The following is a 17,478-nucleotide window of genomic DNA, read 5'->3' on the forward strand; positions in this document are numbered from 1 at the left end:
GAACGCGGAACGAGTGTCGAATCAACGAGAAACCAGCGCGCTGATTGATTCGGTTCCGCGCTTACCGGCGTGATAAGCGTGCGCGATGTTATGAGCGTGATTCAGCGCGACGCAATCGGATCAATCCGAAGCTATGGCGGTGTGTCCTTATGACCACTGCGCAGCGAAAGCCCGACCACTGTCGCATGCGCGCAACTTCAAGACACCAAAGTGTCGTGGCGCTTCAGACAACGCCTTGGATAAGTGCGCGCAACCCAAGGGTTTTCCCATATCGAAAATGGGCTTTTCGAATTATTCGAAAAGCCTTTTGCGATTCCTTTGCCGGCTTCTCAAAAAAACCGGGCCATAAACTTTGCCGTGCCGAATTTCGGACAGAGGCTAAACGAGCAATGTGTTGATCCGCTCGACAAGCGTTCAACCGAAGCAACCCATCGGGTCCGCAGGACTCACACAAAGGAATACGCATGAAAAAGAATCTCATCGGAGCGGCCGTGGCGGCCATCGCTGCATCTTTTGCGACGGCGGCGAGCGCGCAAAGCAGCGTTACGCTGTACGGTGTGCTCGACGTGGGCATGACCTTCGTGAACAACGTCGCCACCGGCGCGCCTGCCGGCCAGCCGCAGAAGGGCAGCTTCCGCGGTCTCACCAGCGGCAACCTGCAGGAAAGCCGTTGGGGTTTGCGCGGCTCTGAAGATCTGGGCGGCGGCATGAAGGCCATCTTCACGGTGGAAAGCGGCTTCAGCGTCAACAACGGCCAGTCGAACGACAGCGGCGCGATCTTCGGCCGCCAGGCATGGGTCGGGATGCAGTCGGGCTTCGGCACCATCACGCTCGGCAAGCAGTTCGACTCCGTCGTCGACTATCTCGGCCCGCTGAGCGCGGCAGGCACGTGGGGCGGTACGTATTTCGGTCACGTCGGCGGCAACGACAACCTGAACAGCGACTTCAGCATCGCCAACTCCATCAAGTACCAGAGCCTGAACTACGCCGGCCTGACGTTCAGCGGCCTCTATGGCTTCTCGAACAACGCGAACGGCTTTGCTGACAACCGGGCCTACAGCTTCGGCGCCGGCTACACGAATGGTCCGCTGAAGCTCGGCGCGGCCTACATGCAGGCCAACGGCGTGAACTCCACGACCAATGGCGCCGTGACCGGCGAGCAGTTCACCAACACGTTCGGCTTCGGTCCGGCCACGGGTCAGCGTCAGCGCACGTTCGGCGCGGGCGCTGCGTACTCGATCGAAGCCATGACGTTCGGCGGCGTGTGGACGCAAAGCCGTCTCGACAACACGGCGCTGGAAAGCGGTTCGCTCGTCATCAACAACTACGAAGTGAACGGCCGCTATCTGCTGACCCCGGCGCTCGCGCTCGGCGCGGCCTATACGTTCTCGACGGCCAAGGCCAGCGGCTACGGCAAGAGCACGGACACGGTCAAGTACCATCAGTTCGGCGTGCAGCTTGACTACGCGCTGTCGAAGCGCACGGACTTCCACGTCGAAGGCGTGGCGCAGATCGGCTCGGGCGGTGCGGAAGGCTTCTACCCGACCGCGGCAATCGCCAACTACAACAACTCGTTCGGCGCGTCGTCGAGCAGCCGTCAGGTGCTCGTGAACACGGGCATCCGTCATCGCTTCTGATATCCGCGCGAAGTAACGCGGCGCGCCGCGAGCGCGGCGCATTGTCAAAAGGCACCTCGCGGTGCCTTTTGTTTTTGTCTTGCCTGGCATCGCGCCGCGTGGCCACCTGCGCCGTCAAGCCGAATTGCACTACCATGGCATGCACCGGGCGCAGGAGCGAAGATCATCGATGCGCCTCACGGGCCGCCACCAGGAGCGCAAACATGATTTCGACATGCCGATCCGCTGTCCGCTGGACCGCTGCATGGGTTTTGCTGTTGCTTGCATCGGGCGCGGCTCATGCCGATGCCGTCGCGCTGAAAGCCAACCTGCAACCCTCGAGCGAAGTTCCGCCGCGCGTGAGCAAGGGCCATGGCACGCTCGACGCGACCTTCGACACCGACACTCACGTCCTTGCCTGGACCGCGACCTACGCAGAGCTGTCAGGTCCGGCGACGATGGCGCATTTTCATGGCCCGGCGCCGGTCGGGCAGAACGCCAAGGTGCAGGTGCCGGTCGACAAGAAATCGCTTGCCAGTCCCATGAAGGGCCAGGCGACGCTCAACGAACAACAGGTCGCGGACCTGATGTCCGGACAGTGGTACTTCAACATTCACACGCAAGAGAACCCGACCGGTGAGATACGCGGTCAGGTCATGCCGTCGAACTGAGCGCACGCCGATGAGCTGGCAACGCGCGCTAGCCTGCTGGGCGTTGCGCACGCGGATCCGGCCGCATACCGCGCGGCCTGAACTCGACGTCGAACTGGCCCGGTCCTATGCGTCGCGTCGAGTGTGGACGCCGCGCGTGCCGAAGGGCTGGCGGCTCACAGTCAGCGCACCCGGTGACGAATGGCTCACGAAGGAGACGCACACGCCGCGGACGATTCTGTATCTGCACGGCGGCGGCTATTACTTCTGCTCGCCGCGCAGTCATCGTGCGATTACCTTCAGGCTCGCGTCGCAGGCGCGCGCCAACGTGCTGTCGCTCGATTACCGGCTGGCGCCCGAACATCGCTTTCCCGCTGCGATCGACGATAGCGTCGCGGCATATCGGCGCTTGCTCGACGAAGGTACGCCCGCGCAGGCGATCGTCCTTGCCGGCGACTCGGCGGGCGGCGGCCTGGCGCTCGCAACCTTGCTCGCGTTGCGTGACGCCGGCACGCCGCTGCCGGCAGCGGCGGTCCTGTTTTCTCCGTGGACGGACCTGACCTGCGGCGGCGCGTCGATGCGGACGAACGAAGGCCGCGATCCGATGTATCACGCCGCAGTGTTTCCGCGCGTCGCCGCGCAGTATCTCGGCGGCGCCGATGCGCGCCATCCGTATGCGTCGCCGCTGTTCGGCGAATTTGCCGGCCTGCCGCCGCTGCTGATCCAGGTCGGCGACACGGAACTGCTTCTGGACGACTCGACGCGCGTCGCCGGGCGGGCGCGCGCCGCAGGCGTCGCGGTGCAGCTGGATGTCTGGCGCAGCGTGCCGCACATCTTCCAGATCTGGGCGCCGTTCATGCCGGAGGCCAGCGAGGCGCTGGCCCGCGCGGCGGCGTTCATCGAACAGGCAACGGCTTCACGCGAAGCTCACCGGCCGCCCATCACCTCGATGGTCTGATACGCGCGCTCGACGGCCGCGCCGCCATAACGGCGTTCCAGTCTGCGCACGGTGAAGTGTCCGTGCGCCATCTGCTGGAAGTGATCGATGAACACGGTATTGACCATGGCGCCGAGTACCGCGCCGATCGCCGGGATCGACTTGGCGGCCACTTGCTCGCTGACCTGCACAGAGAAGCGCGACGCGATGGTCTGCAGGAACTTGAGGAGCGCCGTGGAGCCGTGGCTGCCCAGGCCCTTCGCCGCGATCTCGCTGGTCGCGCGCGAGACCGACTGCGCCAGTGCGCCGCGCACGATGAAGTAGCCGAGATCGGCGTTGTCGTCGCTGGCTTTCGTGCCGCCCATGCCGAGCACCATCAAGCATTGCAGCTGCGTCTCGACACGCTGCAGGTCCTCGCCCTCGCTGCGCGCGATGTCGCAGATCGAGCGGAACATCAGCGTCGTCGTGACGGGCAGTTCCACGGGCAGCGCGAACAGGCCGAACGCACCGCCAGCGGCGCCGGTCGTCGCGACGGCGAGCTTGTGCATCAGATTGTGCGGCTTGTCGGGCGGCGGCGCGAGCAGCGAACCAGAGGGCGTGCTCTTGCCGATCGTCCGCAATGCGAGTTGCAGGCACTTCCGGAGCGCGAGCTGCGTCGCTTCGTCGACTTTTTCCTGCGCGGCCCCCGGCAAGCGTCCGAGCAGCTTCTCGATCGGCGCGCCGACGACGCTCGCCAGTTTCATGGTGAGTGACGGACTCTCCAGCAGCTCCTTGGCGTGGGACAGAGCGGCGAAATCGTCGGTGGAAAGCGGGGAGGTGATGATCGGCGTCGGTTCCATTGGGATATGTTCGTTACGTAGCGTAAGCATTAGAGTGCCACGCGGATTGGATGATCACAGCATGCTATGATTCCCGTTCCGTTGACTAGTCAATCGTTGCGCTTACAAAGATGGCCGTACATACCGCCGCGCATCATTCCAGCGGACAGGTTCTGCCTTTCCGCGAATCGCTCATGGCGATGCTGGGCGTCTCTTTCGTCACCATGCTGGTGGCGCTCGATCAAACCGTGGTGGGCACCGCGCTGCCGACCATCGTCGCTGAACTCAAGGGCTTTGACCTCTACGCCTGGGTCGCCACCTCCTACTTGCTGACCTCCGTCATCACGGTGCCGATCTTCGGGCGGCTCGGTGACTATTACGGGCGCAAGCCGTTCGTGATTGCATCGATCGTCGTGTTCACGGTCGCCTCGGTCCTGTGCGGGCTCGCCAACAGCATGATGTTCCTGGTGCTCGCGCGCGGCCTGCAGGGGATCGGCGGCGGCATGCTGGTGGGCACCGCGTTCGCCTGCATCGCGGATCTGTTTCCGGACAACGTCGTGCGCTTGCGCTGGCAAGTGCTGATGAGTTCGGCGTTCGGCATCGCCAATGCGGTCGGGCCGTCGCTCGGCGGCTTCCTGACGCAGTACTACGGCTGGCGCTCGGTGTTCTACGTCAACCTGCCGGTGGGCGTGATCTCGCTGTTCTTCGTGTGGCGCTTTCTGCCGCATCTGCGTCACGTCGTCCACCAGGGCAAGATGCGGCTCGACTGGCCCGGTGCGCTGCTGATCGCGGCGTCGCTGGGCGCGCTGCAACTGTTCGTCGAGATGTTGCCCAAGCACGGCTTCGGCGTGGCAACGGCGGGCCTGCTGGTCATCGCCATCGCGGCGGGCTTTGGCTTGTGGCGCTGGGAAAAGCGCTGCGACTACGCGATCCTGCCGATCGACATGTTCCGCAACCCGGCGCTCGCCGCGCTCTTCACGCTGGCGATCCTCGGCGGCTTCACGATGTTCTCGCTGCTGTTCTACGCGCCGCTGCTGTTCCAGGGCGGCTTCGGCATGTCGCCGAAGGATGCGGGCGTGATGATCACGCCGCTCGTGGTGTTCATCACGATAGGCAGCATCGTGAACGGACGCATCGTGACGCGCCTGAAGAACGCCAACCTGATGCTGTATGCCGGCTTCTCCCTGCTGGCGCTGTCGTGCCTGGGTGTCGTCGTGGCCACGCACAACATGCCGCGCTCGCTGTTGCTGGTGGTCATGCTGCTCGGCGGCCTGGGCCTCGGCTTCGTGATGCCGAACCTCACCGTGTTCGCCCAGCAGACGGCCGGTCGCGCGCATCTCGGCATCGCAACCGCGCTGCTGCAATCGCTGCGCATGATCGGCGGGATGATCGGCACGGCGCTCACCGGTACGCTCGTGAGCCAGCTGTACGCAAGCGGCGTGAACCTCGCGCTCGACAAGGCGCATGCGCTGCGCTGGGCCGGCGATCTCTCGGATCCGCAGATCCTCATCAATCAGGACGGGCAACAGGCGCTGCTCGCGCAACTGAGCGCCGCGGGCCACGACGGCGCGATGCTGCTCGAGTCCGCGCGCGAGTCGCTGGTGGCGGCGATCCACATCGGGCTGGCGCTGGCGGCGCTGATCGCGGTGGTATCGGTATGGCAGTCGCGGCGTGTTCCTCCGGTGCGCCTGAAAGGGCCGCAGGAACCGGTCATCCTCGCCGAATGAGCACGGGAAACACAGCATGAACGAACAAGACCGTATCGCCGTCATCCAGCAGTTCGGACGCACCTATCGGGCGTTCATGTCGGCGTTCGAGACGGCCGTCGGTCAGCCGATGCCCCGCTGGCGCATCCTGCTCGCGCTGCACGAGCATGCGGGCGTGCTGTCGCAGAAGAAGCTCGTCGAGCACTTGAAGGTCGATCCCGGCGCGCTGACGCGACAGCTGAAGACGCTCGAAGGACTCGGCTGGATCATGCGCAGCGTGGATGCGCGCGACAATCGCGTGTCGAATGTCGCGCTGACGGCGCAAGGCCGGGCGATCGCGCAGGAAGGCCTGCCGCGCCGCAATGCGTTCCTGCATGACACGATGGCGTCGCTGCCCGACGAGGCCATCGAGGCGCTGTCGAGCGCTTTGCACATGTTCGAGGGACGCATCCAGGACGTGGCGGCCGCCAATGCATCGCAGGCGGCCGCGCTCGAGGCGAAGATTTAAAAGAACGTCTCGATGACTTCGGTGACGCGATACTTCGGATCGACGACGAGAATCTGACGCCACTTGTCGAAGGTCAGGCAGGGGTGCGAGATGTCGAACGCGATCATGTCGCCCACTTTCAGATCGTCGCCCGGACGGATGCGCAGATACGCGTGCTGATCCATCAAACCAAAAATTTCCCAGCCTTCTTCAGCCGCGATGTCGCGTGGCGCGTCGTTGCCCGGACGATAGTGCTTCGCCGGTTCCGGCATGCCGGCGTCGAAGGCCGAATCGCGCTTGCCGAGCCCGATGATCGCGCGGTCCGGCTCCGGAATCGACTGCACGTACGCCCACAGTTGCAGCGCCGGTTTCAGTCCCTGGCCCATTTTCTTCGCGATCGGATTGCGCGCGAAGATCTCGTTCTGGGCCTTCTTGTAGATGCCGACATCGTGCGTCAGATAGCAGCCCGGACGCAGCACGACTTCGATGGCGTCGCTATGGGCCTTGGCGAATTCGTCGGCGACCACGTCGTACCACGCGGAGCCCGCGCCGGAGAGGATCGCCGGCTGGCGTTTGATCTTGCCGTCGGCGATCAGCGCGCGCGTGACATCGACGGCGCTTTTCAGGAACTCGCGCACCCGCGCTTCGTCCTGCAGCACGCCTTCATACAACTCGATGCCCGCCAGTTCGATCGTGCCCGGCCAGCGCGCGATGGCGGCGAGCACGGCGTCGCGCTGGGCGTCGTCACGCACGCCGGTGCGCCCGCCCGGCACGCCGAGTTCGATCAGCACATTGAGCTTCTTGCGCACCGAGCTGAAGAATTCACCGAGCTGATCGACGCCGTCGGCTGAATCCACCAGGCAGAAGAATTCGAAATTCGGATCGGTGAGCAACTCGGCGATCATGCCCATGTTGCGCTTGCCGACCAGCTGGTTCGCCATCAGCACGCGATGCACGCCGCCGCGATACGCCGCGCGCACCTGATGCGCGGTGGCCAGCGTGATGCCCCACGCACCGGTTTCCAACTGACGGCGGAAGAGTTGCGGCGCCATCGTAGTCTTGCCATGCGGCGCGAGCTTCACGCCGTATTCGCCGACGAATGCCTGCATCCACTTCAGGTTGTGCTCGATGCGGTCCGCGTACAGCACGGCGGCGGGCAGGCTGACATCTTCCTCGAGCAGGTTCCATTGCAGGCGCGCCGCGTCCTGCAACTGGATGCCCGTGCCCGGCACCATGCCGAGGCCCTTGCCGAACGGGTCGATCGCGGGGCTTTGATAGTTTGTAACTTTCATGCGCTGCTGCTCCATCGTCCATTTAAATAGATTCGGGCGCCGTCTCACGTGCTCCGATGTTGACGCTACGATAGTAACCAAAGTAGCATCCGGGATGGAAATGTTATTTAGTAACATCATCGCGAGTCAACCGCGCACCTCATGAACGGCCCGTCTCATTCCATCGGTATCGACATCGTCGCACGCATTGCGGAGCGCGCGCCCGAACTGCGCGACGCGGAACGCAAGGTGGCGGCGCTGATCCTCGACGACATCGTGGCCGCGTCGCGCGCGAGCATTGGCGCGCTGGCGGACAAGGCGGCGGTGAGCGTCGCGACGGTCACGCGTTTCGCGAAGGCGGTCGGCTGCGAGGACGTGCGCGAATTGAAGCTGCGGCTTGCGCAGGCGGCGGGTGTCGGCCAGCGCTTCCTGACGCGCGATGCCGACGCCGTGCCGGCTTCGCTGGCGGCGCGCATCTTCGAGGAAGTGCAGGGCACGCTGGCGCAGAACCAGGGCGCGCTCGCGGCAGCGCCGGTGGCCGAGGCCGCCGACGCGCTTGCCGCCGCCGCGATGATCTACGTGTTCGGGATGGGCGGCGGCTCGACCGCGCTCGCCGATGAAATGCGCTTTCGCCTCGTGCGGCTCGGCCGGCCGGTGGCGTCGTATCAGGACGGCCTGCTGCAACGGATGGTGGCGTCGACCTTGTCGAAGGAACACGTCGTGGTTGCGCTCTCGGTGACCGGGCAGACGCCGGAGATGGTCGAAAGCTGCCGGCTCGCGAAGCAGTACGGCGCGCGCGTGATTGCGCTGACCGCGCCGGCGTCGCCGCTGGGCGTGCTGGCCGACTGGCTGATCCCGGTCATCGCAATGGAAAGCGACTTCATCTACAAGCCGTCGTCGTCGCGCTACGCGATGATGATGGCGCTCGACCTGCTCGTCACCGAACTGGCCGTCAAGCAGGCCGACACCAGCCGCGAACTGCTGCGCCGCATGAAGCATGCGCTCGACGCGCATCGCGGCGGCGGCGAGCGTCAACCCTTGGGAGACTGATGATGGAACTGGCCGATACGCTGATCGTCGGCGCGCGGGTGATCGACGGCACGGGTGCGCCCGCCGTGGCGCGCGATGTCGCGGTGCGCGACGGACGCATCGTCGCGATCACGGCGCCCGGCGGCTTGTCCGCCTGGCGCGCCGACGACACCTTCGATGCCGAGGGCAAGGTGCTCGCGCCGGGCTTCATCGACGTCCATACGCACGACGACACCCACGTGATCCGCGTGCCGCAGATGATGCCGAAGATCACCCAGGGCGTGACGACGGTGATCGTCGGCAATTGCGGGATCAGCGCGTCGCCGGTGACGCTGAAAGGCGCGCCGCCCGACCCGATGAACCTGCTCGGCGATGCCGCCGCGTTCCAGTATCCGACCTTTGCGGCCTATGTCGATGCAGTGAACGGCGCGCGCCCGGCGGTGAACGTCGGCGCGCTGATCGGCCACACGGCGCTGCGCAGCAATCACATGGACAGGCTCGACCGCGCCGCCACCGGCGACGAAATCGCCGGCATGCGCGCGCAGCTTGAAGAGGCGCTGGCGCATGGCGCGCTCGGTTTGTCGAGCGGTCTCGCCTATGGTTCGGCGTTCAGCGCGCCGCCCGAGGAAGTGCAGGCGCTCGCCGAACCGCTGGCGCAGGCGGGCGCGCTCTACACGACGCACATGCGCACCGAGTTCGACGCCATTCTCGATGCAATGGACGAGGCCTATCGCGTCGGGCGCCATGCGCGCGTGCCGGTGGTGATCTCGCATCTGAAGTGCGCGGGGCCGTCGAACTGGGGGCGCAGCACGGAAGTGCTGAAGTCGATCGACACCACGCGCGCGGGGCAGCCGGTCGCGTGCGACTGTTATCCGTACAACCGCAGTTCGTCGACGCTCGATCTCAAGCAGGTCACGGGCGACATCGACATCACGATCACCTGGTCGACGCCGCATCCGGAGATGGCGGGCAAGCTGATCCGCGAAGTGGCCGACGCGTGGCAGGTGACGCAGCAGGAAGCCGCGAAGCGCTTGCAGCCGGCGGGCGCGGTGTATCACAACATGTCGGAAGACGACGTGCGGCGCATCCTCTCGCATCCCGCGACGATGGTCGGCTCGGACGGTTTGCCGAACGATCCGTTGCCGCATCCGCGTCTGTGGGGCGCGTTTCCGCGCGTGCTCGGGCACTATGCGCGCGACACGTCGCTGATGCCGCTCGAGGAAGCGGTGCGCAAGATGACGGGTCTGACAGCGCGGCGCTTCGGTTTGACGGAGCGCGGTGAGGTGAAGGTGGGCCATCACGCGGATCTGGTGGTGTTCGATCCTGAACGCGTGCGCGATGCCGCGACGTTTGCGCAGCCGCAGCAGGCGGCGGACGGCATCGACGCGGTGTGGGTGAATGGGGTGCTGACGTATCGCGAGCGGGCCATGACCGGTGCGCGCGCGGGACATTTCGTTGCGCGCGGCGCGGCATCGAAGCTCGATGCGCGCGGTGCGTTCTAAACCTGTATTTGAATCAAGGAGTGAAGCGATGAAGCGTTATGGCGTGGAAGGCGGCAAGGGACAAGGCGGCGCGCATATGCCGTTCGCACGCGCGGTGGAGGCCGATGGCTGGCTGTTCGTGTCGGGCCAGACGCCGATGGAAAACGGCGAGGTGATCAACGGCGGCATCGTCGAGCAATCGCACAAGGCGATTCAGAACGTGCTTGCGATCCTGCAGGAAGCGGGCTACGGCACGGAGCACGTGGTGCGTTGCGGCGTGTGGCTGGACGATCCGCGCGACTTCGCGTCGTTCAACAAGGTGTTCAAGGAGTATTTCGGCGCGAACCCGCCGGCACGGGCGTGCGTGGTGTCGTCGATGGTGATCGACTGCAAGGTCGAGGTGGATTGCGTGGCTTATAAGAAGGCGGCTGCGTGAGTTGAGCCCATTGGTCGGTCACTTACGCGGAGAAGTGCGGCCTCATACGAATCTGAAGTGACGAGTCGAGCGGCTCGCCACTTCAAGTTCGAGTGCTTTCCGCGAGGCCGATCAGTTCAAGGCAACCGGCCCTGCACGACTGCGTTGATGTCCTGGGGTGAGATCATCGGTCCGTGCGCTCGAACAAGCGCTTTTCCAGGAAGTTTGACTAGCATGTCTCCTGCTCCCGTCAACGATTCCGCGCCAGCCTCGTCGATGACGATGATCGATTCCGACGTTTTCTGAACTGTGAGAGCGATTCGCGCTGGAACATTGCTGCGAATCAGACCGGAAAAAGTCTTCGCATCCGGGCGTTGTGTTGCGAGAATCAGATGAATTCCTGCTGCCCGAGCCTTCTGAGCGAGTCTTATGATAAGAGGCTCGATCTTCTTGCTCTGCAGAACGAGGTCCGCGAGTTCCTCAACCACGACAACGACGTACGGAAGCTCTGCGCCTTTTTTTAAAGCCTGAGCAATATCGGAAACTCCCAAGCCTGCGAATGTAGCGTAGCGCGTGTCCATTTCAACCACGAGACGTTGCAGGAGCTTCAGAGCTCCTGCAACGTCCGGCACAACTTCCCCGCCAAAGAGGTTGTCGAGAGCGGCATATGGTGCAAACTCGACCTGCTTCGGGTCGATGAGTGCCAGTTGCAACGTCTCTGCGGATCGACCGAGCAGAAGCGAGAGGACAAGCGTGTGCAGACACACGCTTTTGCCCATCCCCGTTGCCCCACCAACTAGCAGATGGGGTGCAGTGCGCAGATCGAACGAGACGTTCGCGCCGTCAAGATCAAGTCCGACGAAAACCGGTAGCGATCCAGAGCCCAAGCGGTTATCGCTCCAATGCTTCAGTTCTGAAAATCCGATTTGCGTCCACTGATCGCGTGGTCTGGCAATGTCGATCAACACGCTTTTCGCTTCCCGGCCGGGTGACATGCACGGAACGGAATCTCTTAGCCCCAGGCTGAGAGCAAGTTGGTTGAGGCTTTTCCTGAGCCGATCAAACTGACTCACGTCGAGTAAGCCGATTTCATGACGCGTCAGGCGGGGACCAACGAAAATGCCCCGAGCTTCTGCGGAAATGCCTATCTCTGAAAGAGCTTGTACGAGATCGATTTGATCTGAGCCGGCAATAGGCGGTGCGCCGAGATTATCGTTACGGTGAGGGGGCGCACAAGACGCAGGTCGCTCGGTCAATGAAGCTCTGCGCATGATCAGAACTTGTACGAATCGGTCGTAGTTCTGTTCACAGTCGTGCCAGTCTGCCATTAGCAACTGTGCACCTCTGTGCCAGTGAAAACGCACAGCAGCCTTGAATGCATCAAGATCTTCTATAACTTTGCCGTACAGGCGTGCATGCGTCACAACCAATCCGATCCATGCAGCGATGTCGTGGACGTTGAACAAGGTCTGACCTTGAACTTCAACACCTTTCGCATCGATCGAAGATTTGTGATCGTCGCTGATTTCACTGTTCGGAATCGACAGAGATCTTCCAATGGCTAACCGGGCTGCCGCTGCGCGCGTCGAAAGCTCAAGCGCCTCCATAATCACCGTATTGTGCCGGTCGGCCTGAGCGCTTGTGCGATATCTGGAACTCAATGCATGCTCAATGACTATGTTCGTCATCGCGAGCTCCTGAGAAATAGGAATCTTCTTTCGCGCTGGTCCGTCCAATGCCGTGGCCAACGTTCACATGTTCAAGCAAGTAGGACTTGCACACGCGACCCTCTAGTCGCTTGAAAAACTCAGGATCGATTTCTTCGTCTTGTGAAAGCAGGATGACCTGACGTCTGGGATCACTGGTCCAAAACCTCAATATGTTCTCCCGGTGTTTGCTGTCAAGACGACCCAAGGGCGTATCAACGACAAGGGGCGCCGCGATACGTGACACTCGCGCTAGACCCGCTATCAAGGCGGTGGCGAAGATCTGATTCTCGCCGGCCGAACGGTCAGCCATGATTTCTTTTCCTGAGCCATCCAGTAGTCGAGTTCTGCCGTCATCGTGGATATCGATTCGGTCGACGATGTCTTTATGCGCGAGTGCCTTATAGATTTTTGTCATCTCCCGGGCCAATTCTTGCACTTTGAGAGGAAACAGCTTTGGTATCACCTCGTTGATGACTCGACGAACCCGTTCTGATTTCTCAATGAGCGAACGCGCCGGGTTTGACTTGTCCGAGTTCTGTCGTTCACGTTGATAGGTCGGGCGCAGTGAACGGATTTGATGATCCAAGGCTCCCTGCCTGCGTTCGCTTGCACGCATGGCCTCTTGCAGTCTTTCCCAAGGCAGGCTCAAATCATCAATGCTCCGCTTCAGTGCCGCCAAGGTTCCATCACGGTCAAGGCCCTCGAGGCGATTTATCTGGCGCTCAAGGTCCTCAATGCGTCGCTGCAGCGACTCCTGCTCTTGCAAGAGTTCGTCTATATCTCTTCGACTAAGGTCGAGCGAATCCAGGAACTGCAGTGTTTCCTGTCGGGCTTCCTTTCTCAGATACTTATGCTCAATTTCCGACGCGGCGTCTGGCGGTGGCGGATGGAACAAGCTTGTCCAGGCGCGAGTGATGCCCTCGCGTACTTCGGCGCATTGAGACGCGGTGAGCGGAGGCCGAATTACCGTTGCAGTGGAACTGAAGAATGCTTCCTCGAATGCGGCGATTCGCGGCTCCAAAGCTCTCCTGTCTGCTTCCCACTCATACCAACGCGCTTCCCCGTGGATCTGGGTTCGATACTCGGAAAGCAGATCGGGACCGGTAAGATGAAACGGGAGCTTGCCAGCGAGCACGGCCTCAAGCTTCTGATGACATTTACCTAGTTCGTTTCGGAATTGCTGTCTTTCTTCGATGAGACTGCCCAGCGATGAGACGTCCGCGCTTCCTGCGCCAAGCGCCGTCATGCGGCTGATCAGATCTTCGCGCTCATTTCGAATCCTGTCGGCTTCAGACTGCATCGACTTCAGCTCGACTTGAGCTTCCTCAAGTTCTGTTTCCAAGCGACTCAGTTCAATTCGAGCGAGTTCCAGTTTGTCTTGGTCGACATTAATGACCCCGCTGCGCTTTATCGACTCAAAATTCTTGAGGCGGTCGGAGAGCGCTCGCAGCAGCACTACGCCGAGCAGGCCCTCAAGCCCTTGTTTGACTTGTTCCACACGAGACTGATCCGCGAGCTTCTTAACCTCCTCCCCATCGAAGAAGAAAAACGGCGCAATATGAGCAGGAAGGAAAAACTCGTCCAGCAACTCGGTAAGGCTGAAGTTGTTTTGCCCGTCTATACGTGGCGAACCTGGAATGTCGCGAGTGACCAAACGAGCGAGTGCCTCGTCTTCGGCCCAGCTTCCGTTAGGTTTGAAGAACCACTTTCGCGTTACATCCAGTGCTTGCAATTTTGTGCGATGGATTCTTACTCTCACGGACATGAAGCCCGCGCCAGCATGACGCGCCTCTCCGTTGAAGGCCCGTTCGAGAAAGGTTGGGTAGCCGAAACTATCGTCGGCTTTGAGGCCCGCGCGCGCAAGATGCACCAAAGCATCCTTGCCGTAAAGACAAAGATACAAAGCTTCCAGAATGGTTGTCTTGCCAAAGCCGTTGAGACCGCCAATGAGCACAAGATTGCGATCCTCAGAGGGGCTCGGAAACTCAAAGGTTTCGCGTCGGTAGGACTTGAAGTTGGTGAGCTCGATATTTGATATCCACATACTCTGTCGCTCTAAGCCTCCGTAACCCGACCGAGGATTTCTTCGATGCGCGCGTTAATGCCGTGAGCACGCTCTTGATGCTGGCGCTCTCGTTGCAGGACGACCAGTTCTGCAAGCACATCAGTTTCGATCCCATACTTGCTTCCGACCTCGCTTAGTACCTGCATTGCGTCCTCGTCGGCCCACAGCGGGAGGTCGGACAAATGGCGTTCCATTTCAGTGCGTTCCATCGGCTACTCCTCGTTGTTGTCTTAGTTCTTCGGCCCATATCTGGTGGATGAGGTCAATCTCGTCCATCGAGATCAGCGTTTCTCCGAACACTCGCTGGGTCTCAAGCAGACGCTCCAGAATCTCCATGCGCGCCTTGACAGTGAAAGGGCCGGGGATATGTCTCCCGTCTGTGCCGAAAGTGAGCCTTCCATTGCGTCGAAGCACCTGCCGCTTGGCGGGATCATTCCTGTTCGTGCGAAGCCAGTCGCGAAAGCGAATCAACGGAAGGTAGCGGTGATGTCCAGAGTCGACATAGCCTTGCAGGCTTTTGTCCTTTTCGACGACCGTGCATGTCCAGCAGCCGAAGCGGCTATTTGGTGTGCCACAACCGGGAGCCTCCTCACTACTCAGGACGACAGGACACTCACCGCCTTCCGCTTCACGGTAAAGCGTAAAGAGGTCCGAATGCGAACCTCCCCACGGGGCGTCAAATGTGCCGAGGGCTTCCCATACCTCGTCCGTCGATAGATCGACGATCGGGCGGTAGATGTAGGCCCCCTTGAGTTCGCTGTGTTCGTGCAGACGCGAGTTTGCTTGATTTTTATAGCCGTCGACGACACGTTGACGCGTGCTGCTTTCCAGACGTCTTACTCCCAATACGACGATTGCTGCGCCGAATTCCGAGATGTTGTTTTTTATGTACGCGCTAGTAGGCATGATTTTTAGTCTGTCCGTGCACCAGCGCATACTCTGATTGGGACTCGGATATCCCTTTCCAATGAGCAGCGTCCAAAATGTCTTGTCCAGCGGTGGTTGCGTGCGTGCCACGACAACGGGTAACCCCAAGTCACTTGCCGAAGCTGCAATTTTTTTGCATACCTTATTCAGATGCAGCATGACGAACGGACTTTCAACCAGAGTATCGTTTGAGACTACGTGTACAGGCCTGGTTCTTTGCGATGGAGGAATTGTCAGAAGCGCTTCGAACGCAAGGTGCGCAACCAAGGTGGAATCCTTACCGCCAGAGAATCCAATGATCCAAGGAAAATCTTGTGCAGGAGATAGATACTCCGATCTTATATCCCAGATAACTCTTTCCCAGAGTTCCTCAATCGAGTGGTGTTCGTCTCCCACTTGAAATATCTTGCTCATGCTCAACTTTCTTTGCAGCGGCGATACTTTAAAATCTTATACGGTTTGCTAATCAATGACCATGTGGAATGTGAAAATAAAAACCCGAAATAAATCGGATTTCTCTGATTTATTTCGGGTTGCCTTGGTGCTTAAGATGTGCGGCTTCAGCTCAGTAAGAAAATTCCATCGGCTTTCGTTGAGAAAATTCTTTATCACTGCCGCGCCAGCCGCGCATTATCCGGCATCGGCAGATTGAAGTTGGTGCGGAACGGGTTGATATCCAGCCCACCGCGCCGCGTATAACGCGCATACACCGCGAGCCGTTCCGGCTTGCACTCCCGCATGATGTCCATGAAGATGCGCTCGACGCATTGCTCATGAAACCCCGTGTGTCCGCGATAGGACACGATGTAACGCAGCAATCCCGCGTGATCGATCTGCGAGCCATAGTAGCGGATCTGCACGCTGCCCCAGTCCGGCTGGCCCGTCACTGGACAGTTCGATTTCAACAGGTTCGAGAACAGCGTCTCGTCGACGGGCGTCTCACCGTGCGCCGCGCTCAGCAATGACGGATCGGGCGAATACACGTTGCAATCGAGGTCGAGCCGGTCGAGCGACAGGCCATCGAACTCTTCCATCACGAGCTTGCCGAAATCCGCGGGCGCGCTGAGCTGCACGGACACCGTCGCCCCGCAGATCGCCGACACGTCGCGCTTGATGGCGGCGCGCACGTCGTCGATGGAATCGAACGGCGTCTGCGCGAACGATCCCAGATACAGCTTGAACGACTTCGACTCCACGATGTTCGGCGCATCCGCCGGCACGAAGAACGTGGCGACCGCAATCTGCGGCTTGCCGTTACGGTTCAGCCAAGAGAGTTCGTAGGCATTCCAGATGTCGGTGCCGAAGAACGGCAGCCGCGCAGGGACGCCGATCGCATCGCGCGCGCGCTTGCGGTCGATCGCGAACAGCAGCGACGCATCGTACTGTTCGGTGTAGTGGACGGGCTTGCCGAGCGGAGATTGATCGGGTGTCATGTGGCGTTCGCTATGCCGCTGAGAACGTGCCCCGTGACGGTGACGTCGCGGGCCGATTCGCAATGGCGAATTTGATCGTCGAAGAAAAAGTCGGGCTCGAATTCTCGCAGGAAGTCGCCCTTGTCGAGGCCGCCGAGGAACATCGCTTCGTCGATCTCGATGTTCCAGGCCATCAGCGTCCGGATCGCACGCTCGTGTGCAGGCGCGGAGCGGGCGGTGACCAGCGCGGTGCGGATGTGCATCGGCGGGCTGCCGTTCGCGGGCGTCGTTCCTTCGCGCTCGCCTTGCGCGGCAATGCGCTGGAGCTTGTGAAGGGCGGCGAGCAGCGGTTTGAGCGGTCCGCCCGGCAAGGGCGAATCCTTCTTGTCGAGTTCGTGGCCAATGAACGCCGGCAGGCCGCTCTCCTGAAAGACGCGCTCGGCTTCGTCGGAAAAGATCACGGCGTCGCCGTCGAAGGCGATGCGAATCTCATGGGCGTAATGGCTCGCCGCGACGACCGTTTCGGGCAGAACGCTGGCGGCGGGGAAGCCGGCGTCGAGCGCCGCACGCACATCCTCCGGATTCGCCGACAGAAACAGCGAAGCGCGCAGCGGCCGCAAATAGCGGAACGGCGAGCGCCCGCGCGTGAAGACGCCGCGCTCGATCGCCAGGCCATGCTCCTTGCACGAGCGAAACGCGCGCAGGCCGCTGATGGGATCGCTGCGCGACAGGATCACCACCTCGACACGCTGTTCCTGTGTGTTCAGCGCAAGCAGCTTGCGGATCAGGCTGAATGCCACGCCGGGTTTCGCGGGCGTATCGAGCCGCGAGCGCTGCAAGGCCTCGTAACGCGCGAGATCACCGGTTTCGAAGACGCCGTTCTCTTCTTCGAAATCGAACAGCGCACGCGACGAAATCGCGACGACGAGCTTGTCTTCGAGCGTGAAAGACATCT

General features: G+C 61.5%; 16 protein-coding genes. 8 read left to right on the top strand and 8 right to left on the bottom strand.

The genetic code is table 11. The features are described from left to right. The first annotated feature begins 464 nt into the window (after positions 1-464). The 3 genes from QCE62_RS01715 (at position 465) to QCE62_RS01725 (ending at position 3,224) form a co-directional block, all read left to right on the top strand. Positions 465-1,637: a porin gene (locus QCE62_RS01715; protein WP_309913587.1), complete on the top strand. Its 1,173-nt coding sequence runs from the start codon at positions 465-467 to the stop codon at positions 1,635-1,637. A 203-nt stretch (positions 1,638-1,840) separates the two neighbouring features. Continuing rightward, positions 1,841-2,287, top strand: coding sequence for a CHRD domain-containing protein (locus QCE62_RS01720; protein WP_309913590.1), 447 nt, complete (start codon positions 1,841-1,843; stop codon positions 2,285-2,287). A gap of 10 nt (positions 2,288-2,297) precedes the next feature. Next, a complete protein-coding gene (locus QCE62_RS01725) occupies positions 2,298-3,224 on the top strand; it encodes an alpha/beta hydrolase (protein ID WP_309913594.1) in 927 nt (308 codons plus the stop codon). On the opposite strand, the gene QCE62_RS01730 is transcribed toward QCE62_RS01725, so the two are convergent. Beyond that, positions 3,194-4,042: an EcsC family protein gene (locus tag QCE62_RS01730; protein WP_309913597.1), complete on the bottom strand. Its 849-nt coding sequence runs from the start codon at positions 4,040-4,042 to the stop codon at positions 3,194-3,196. The two genes, QCE62_RS01725 and QCE62_RS01730, sit on opposite strands and share 31 nt — an antisense overlap. 110 nt (positions 4,043-4,152) lie before the next feature. Between QCE62_RS01730 and QCE62_RS01735 the strand changes: the two genes are divergently transcribed. Beyond that, entirely contained in the window at positions 4,153-5,748 is a 1,596-nt protein-coding gene (locus tag QCE62_RS01735) for an MFS transporter (RefSeq protein WP_309913600.1), read from the top strand. 16 nt (positions 5,749-5,764) lie between these two features. Continuing rightward, entirely contained in the window at positions 5,765-6,235 is a 471-nt protein-coding gene (locus tag QCE62_RS01740) for a MarR family transcriptional regulator (RefSeq protein WP_309913602.1), read from the top strand. On the opposite strand, the gene QCE62_RS01745 is transcribed toward QCE62_RS01740, so the two are convergent. Beyond that, entirely contained in the window at positions 6,232-7,506 is a 1,275-nt protein-coding gene (locus tag QCE62_RS01745; RefSeq protein ID WP_309913606.1) for an amino acid deaminase, read from the bottom strand. The two genes, QCE62_RS01740 and QCE62_RS01745, sit on opposite strands and share 4 nt — an antisense overlap. 141 nt (positions 7,507-7,647) lie before the next feature. On the opposite strand from QCE62_RS01745, the gene QCE62_RS01750 reads away from it, so the two are divergent. Genes QCE62_RS01750 through QCE62_RS01760 form a run of 3 tightly spaced genes read left to right on the top strand, consistent with a single transcriptional unit; the run spans position 7,648 to position 10,431 of the window. Next, positions 7,648-8,535, top strand: a complete 888-nt coding sequence (locus QCE62_RS01750) for a MurR/RpiR family transcriptional regulator (protein ID WP_309913609.1) — start codon at positions 7,648-7,650, stop codon at positions 8,533-8,535. A 2-nt stretch (positions 8,536-8,537) separates the two neighbouring features. Then, complete coding sequence (locus QCE62_RS01755) at positions 8,538-10,016, top strand: D-aminoacylase (protein ID WP_309919537.1); 1,479 nt, start codon at positions 8,538-8,540, stop codon at positions 10,014-10,016. A gap of 28 nt (positions 10,017-10,044) precedes the next feature. Then, positions 10,045-10,431 (top strand): RidA family protein, encoded by a 387-nt coding sequence (locus QCE62_RS01760; protein WP_309807160.1) that lies wholly within the window; start codon positions 10,045-10,047, stop codon positions 10,429-10,431. A 116-nt stretch (positions 10,432-10,547) separates the two neighbouring features. Here the strand turns inward: QCE62_RS01760 and QCE62_RS01765 are convergent, their stop codons facing one another. The 6 genes from QCE62_RS01765 to QCE62_RS01790 form a co-directional block, all read right to left on the bottom strand. Further along, positions 10,548-12,098: an FtsK/SpoIIIE domain-containing protein gene (locus tag QCE62_RS01765; protein ID WP_309913612.1), complete on the bottom strand. Its 1,551-nt coding sequence runs from the start codon at positions 12,096-12,098 to the stop codon at positions 10,548-10,550. Continuing rightward, the gene (gene dndD / locus QCE62_RS01770) at positions 12,079-14,163 is read right to left on the bottom strand and encodes a DNA sulfur modification protein DndD (protein ID WP_309913615.1); all 2,085 of its coding nucleotides are present in this window, start codon (positions 14,161-14,163) and stop codon (positions 12,079-12,081) included. Before dndD ends, QCE62_RS01765 begins: the two co-directional genes overlap by 20 nt. An 11-nt stretch (positions 14,164-14,174) precedes the next feature. After that, positions 14,175-14,393 carry a DNA modification system-associated small protein gene (locus QCE62_RS01775; protein ID WP_309913618.1) on the bottom strand — a complete coding sequence of 73 codons (219 nt, stop codon included), beginning with the start codon at positions 14,391-14,393 and terminating at the stop codon, positions 14,175-14,177. Beyond that, a complete protein-coding gene (gene dndC, locus QCE62_RS01780; protein ID WP_309913621.1) occupies positions 14,380-15,525 on the bottom strand; it encodes a DNA phosphorothioation system sulfurtransferase DndC in 1,146 nt (381 codons plus the stop codon). The genes QCE62_RS01775 and dndC overlap by 14 nt, the downstream gene beginning before the upstream one ends. A gap of 194 nt (positions 15,526-15,719) precedes the next feature. Next, on the bottom strand, positions 15,720-16,544 hold the full coding sequence (gene queF, locus QCE62_RS01785; protein WP_309807162.1) for an NADPH-dependent 7-cyano-7-deazaguanine reductase QueF: 825 nt from the start codon (positions 16,542-16,544) through the stop codon (positions 15,720-15,722). Next, the gene (locus tag QCE62_RS01790; RefSeq protein WP_309913624.1) at positions 16,541-17,476 is read right to left on the bottom strand and encodes a 5'-nucleotidase; all 936 of its coding nucleotides are present in this window, start codon (positions 17,474-17,476) and stop codon (positions 16,541-16,543) included. Before QCE62_RS01790 ends, queF begins: the two co-directional genes overlap by 4 nt. Positions 17,477-17,478 lie beyond the last annotated feature (2 nt).

The sequence above is a fragment of the Caballeronia sp. LZ033 genome (assembly GCF_031451265.1).
In the GTDB taxonomy this organism is placed as follows: domain Bacteria; phylum Pseudomonadota; class Gammaproteobacteria; order Burkholderiales; family Burkholderiaceae; genus Caballeronia.

Excerpts from the sequence above, each read along its gene's own strand:
- QCE62_RS01715 (WP_309913587.1), top strand. The coding sequence starts at position 465 with ATGAAAAAGAATCTCATCGGAGCGGCCGTGGCGGCCATCGCTGCATCT.
- QCE62_RS01745 (WP_309913606.1), bottom strand. The coding sequence starts at position 7,506 with ATGAAAGTTACAAACTATCAAAGCCCCGCGATCGACCCGTTCGGCAAG.
- QCE62_RS01790 (WP_309913624.1), bottom strand. The coding sequence starts at position 17,476 with ATGTCTTTCACGCTCGAAGACAAGCTCGTCGTCGCGATTTCGTCGCGT.
- QCE62_RS01720 (WP_309913590.1), top strand. The coding sequence starts at position 1,841 with ATGATTTCGACATGCCGATCCGCTGTCCGCTGGACCGCTGCATGGGTT.
- QCE62_RS01730 (WP_309913597.1), bottom strand. The coding sequence starts at position 4,042 with ATGGAACCGACGCCGATCATCACCTCCCCGCTTTCCACCGACGATTTC.
- QCE62_RS01740 (WP_309913602.1), top strand. The coding sequence starts at position 5,765 with ATGAACGAACAAGACCGTATCGCCGTCATCCAGCAGTTCGGACGCACC.
- QCE62_RS01775 (WP_309913618.1), bottom strand. The coding sequence starts at position 14,393 with ATGGAACGCACTGAAATGGAACGCCATTTGTCCGACCTCCCGCTGTGG.
- QCE62_RS01755 (WP_309919537.1), top strand. The coding sequence starts at position 8,538 with ATGGAACTGGCCGATACGCTGATCGTCGGCGCGCGGGTGATCGACGGC.
- QCE62_RS01735 (WP_309913600.1), top strand. The coding sequence starts at position 4,153 with ATGGCCGTACATACCGCCGCGCATCATTCCAGCGGACAGGTTCTGCCT.
- QCE62_RS01725 (WP_309913594.1), top strand. The coding sequence starts at position 2,298 with ATGAGCTGGCAACGCGCGCTAGCCTGCTGGGCGTTGCGCACGCGGATC.
- dndC (WP_309913621.1), bottom strand. The coding sequence starts at position 15,525 with ATGAGCAAGATATTTCAAGTGGGAGACGAACACCACTCGATTGAGGAA.
- queF (WP_309807162.1), bottom strand. The coding sequence starts at position 16,544 with ATGACACCCGATCAATCTCCGCTCGGCAAGCCCGTCCACTACACCGAA.
- QCE62_RS01750 (WP_309913609.1), top strand. The coding sequence starts at position 7,648 with ATGAACGGCCCGTCTCATTCCATCGGTATCGACATCGTCGCACGCATT.
- dndD (WP_309913615.1), bottom strand. The coding sequence starts at position 14,163 with ATGTGGATATCAAATATCGAGCTCACCAACTTCAAGTCCTACCGACGC.
- QCE62_RS01765 (WP_309913612.1), bottom strand. The coding sequence starts at position 12,098 with ATGACGAACATAGTCATTGAGCATGCATTGAGTTCCAGATATCGCACA.
- QCE62_RS01760 (WP_309807160.1), top strand. The coding sequence starts at position 10,045 with ATGAAGCGTTATGGCGTGGAAGGCGGCAAGGGACAAGGCGGCGCGCAT.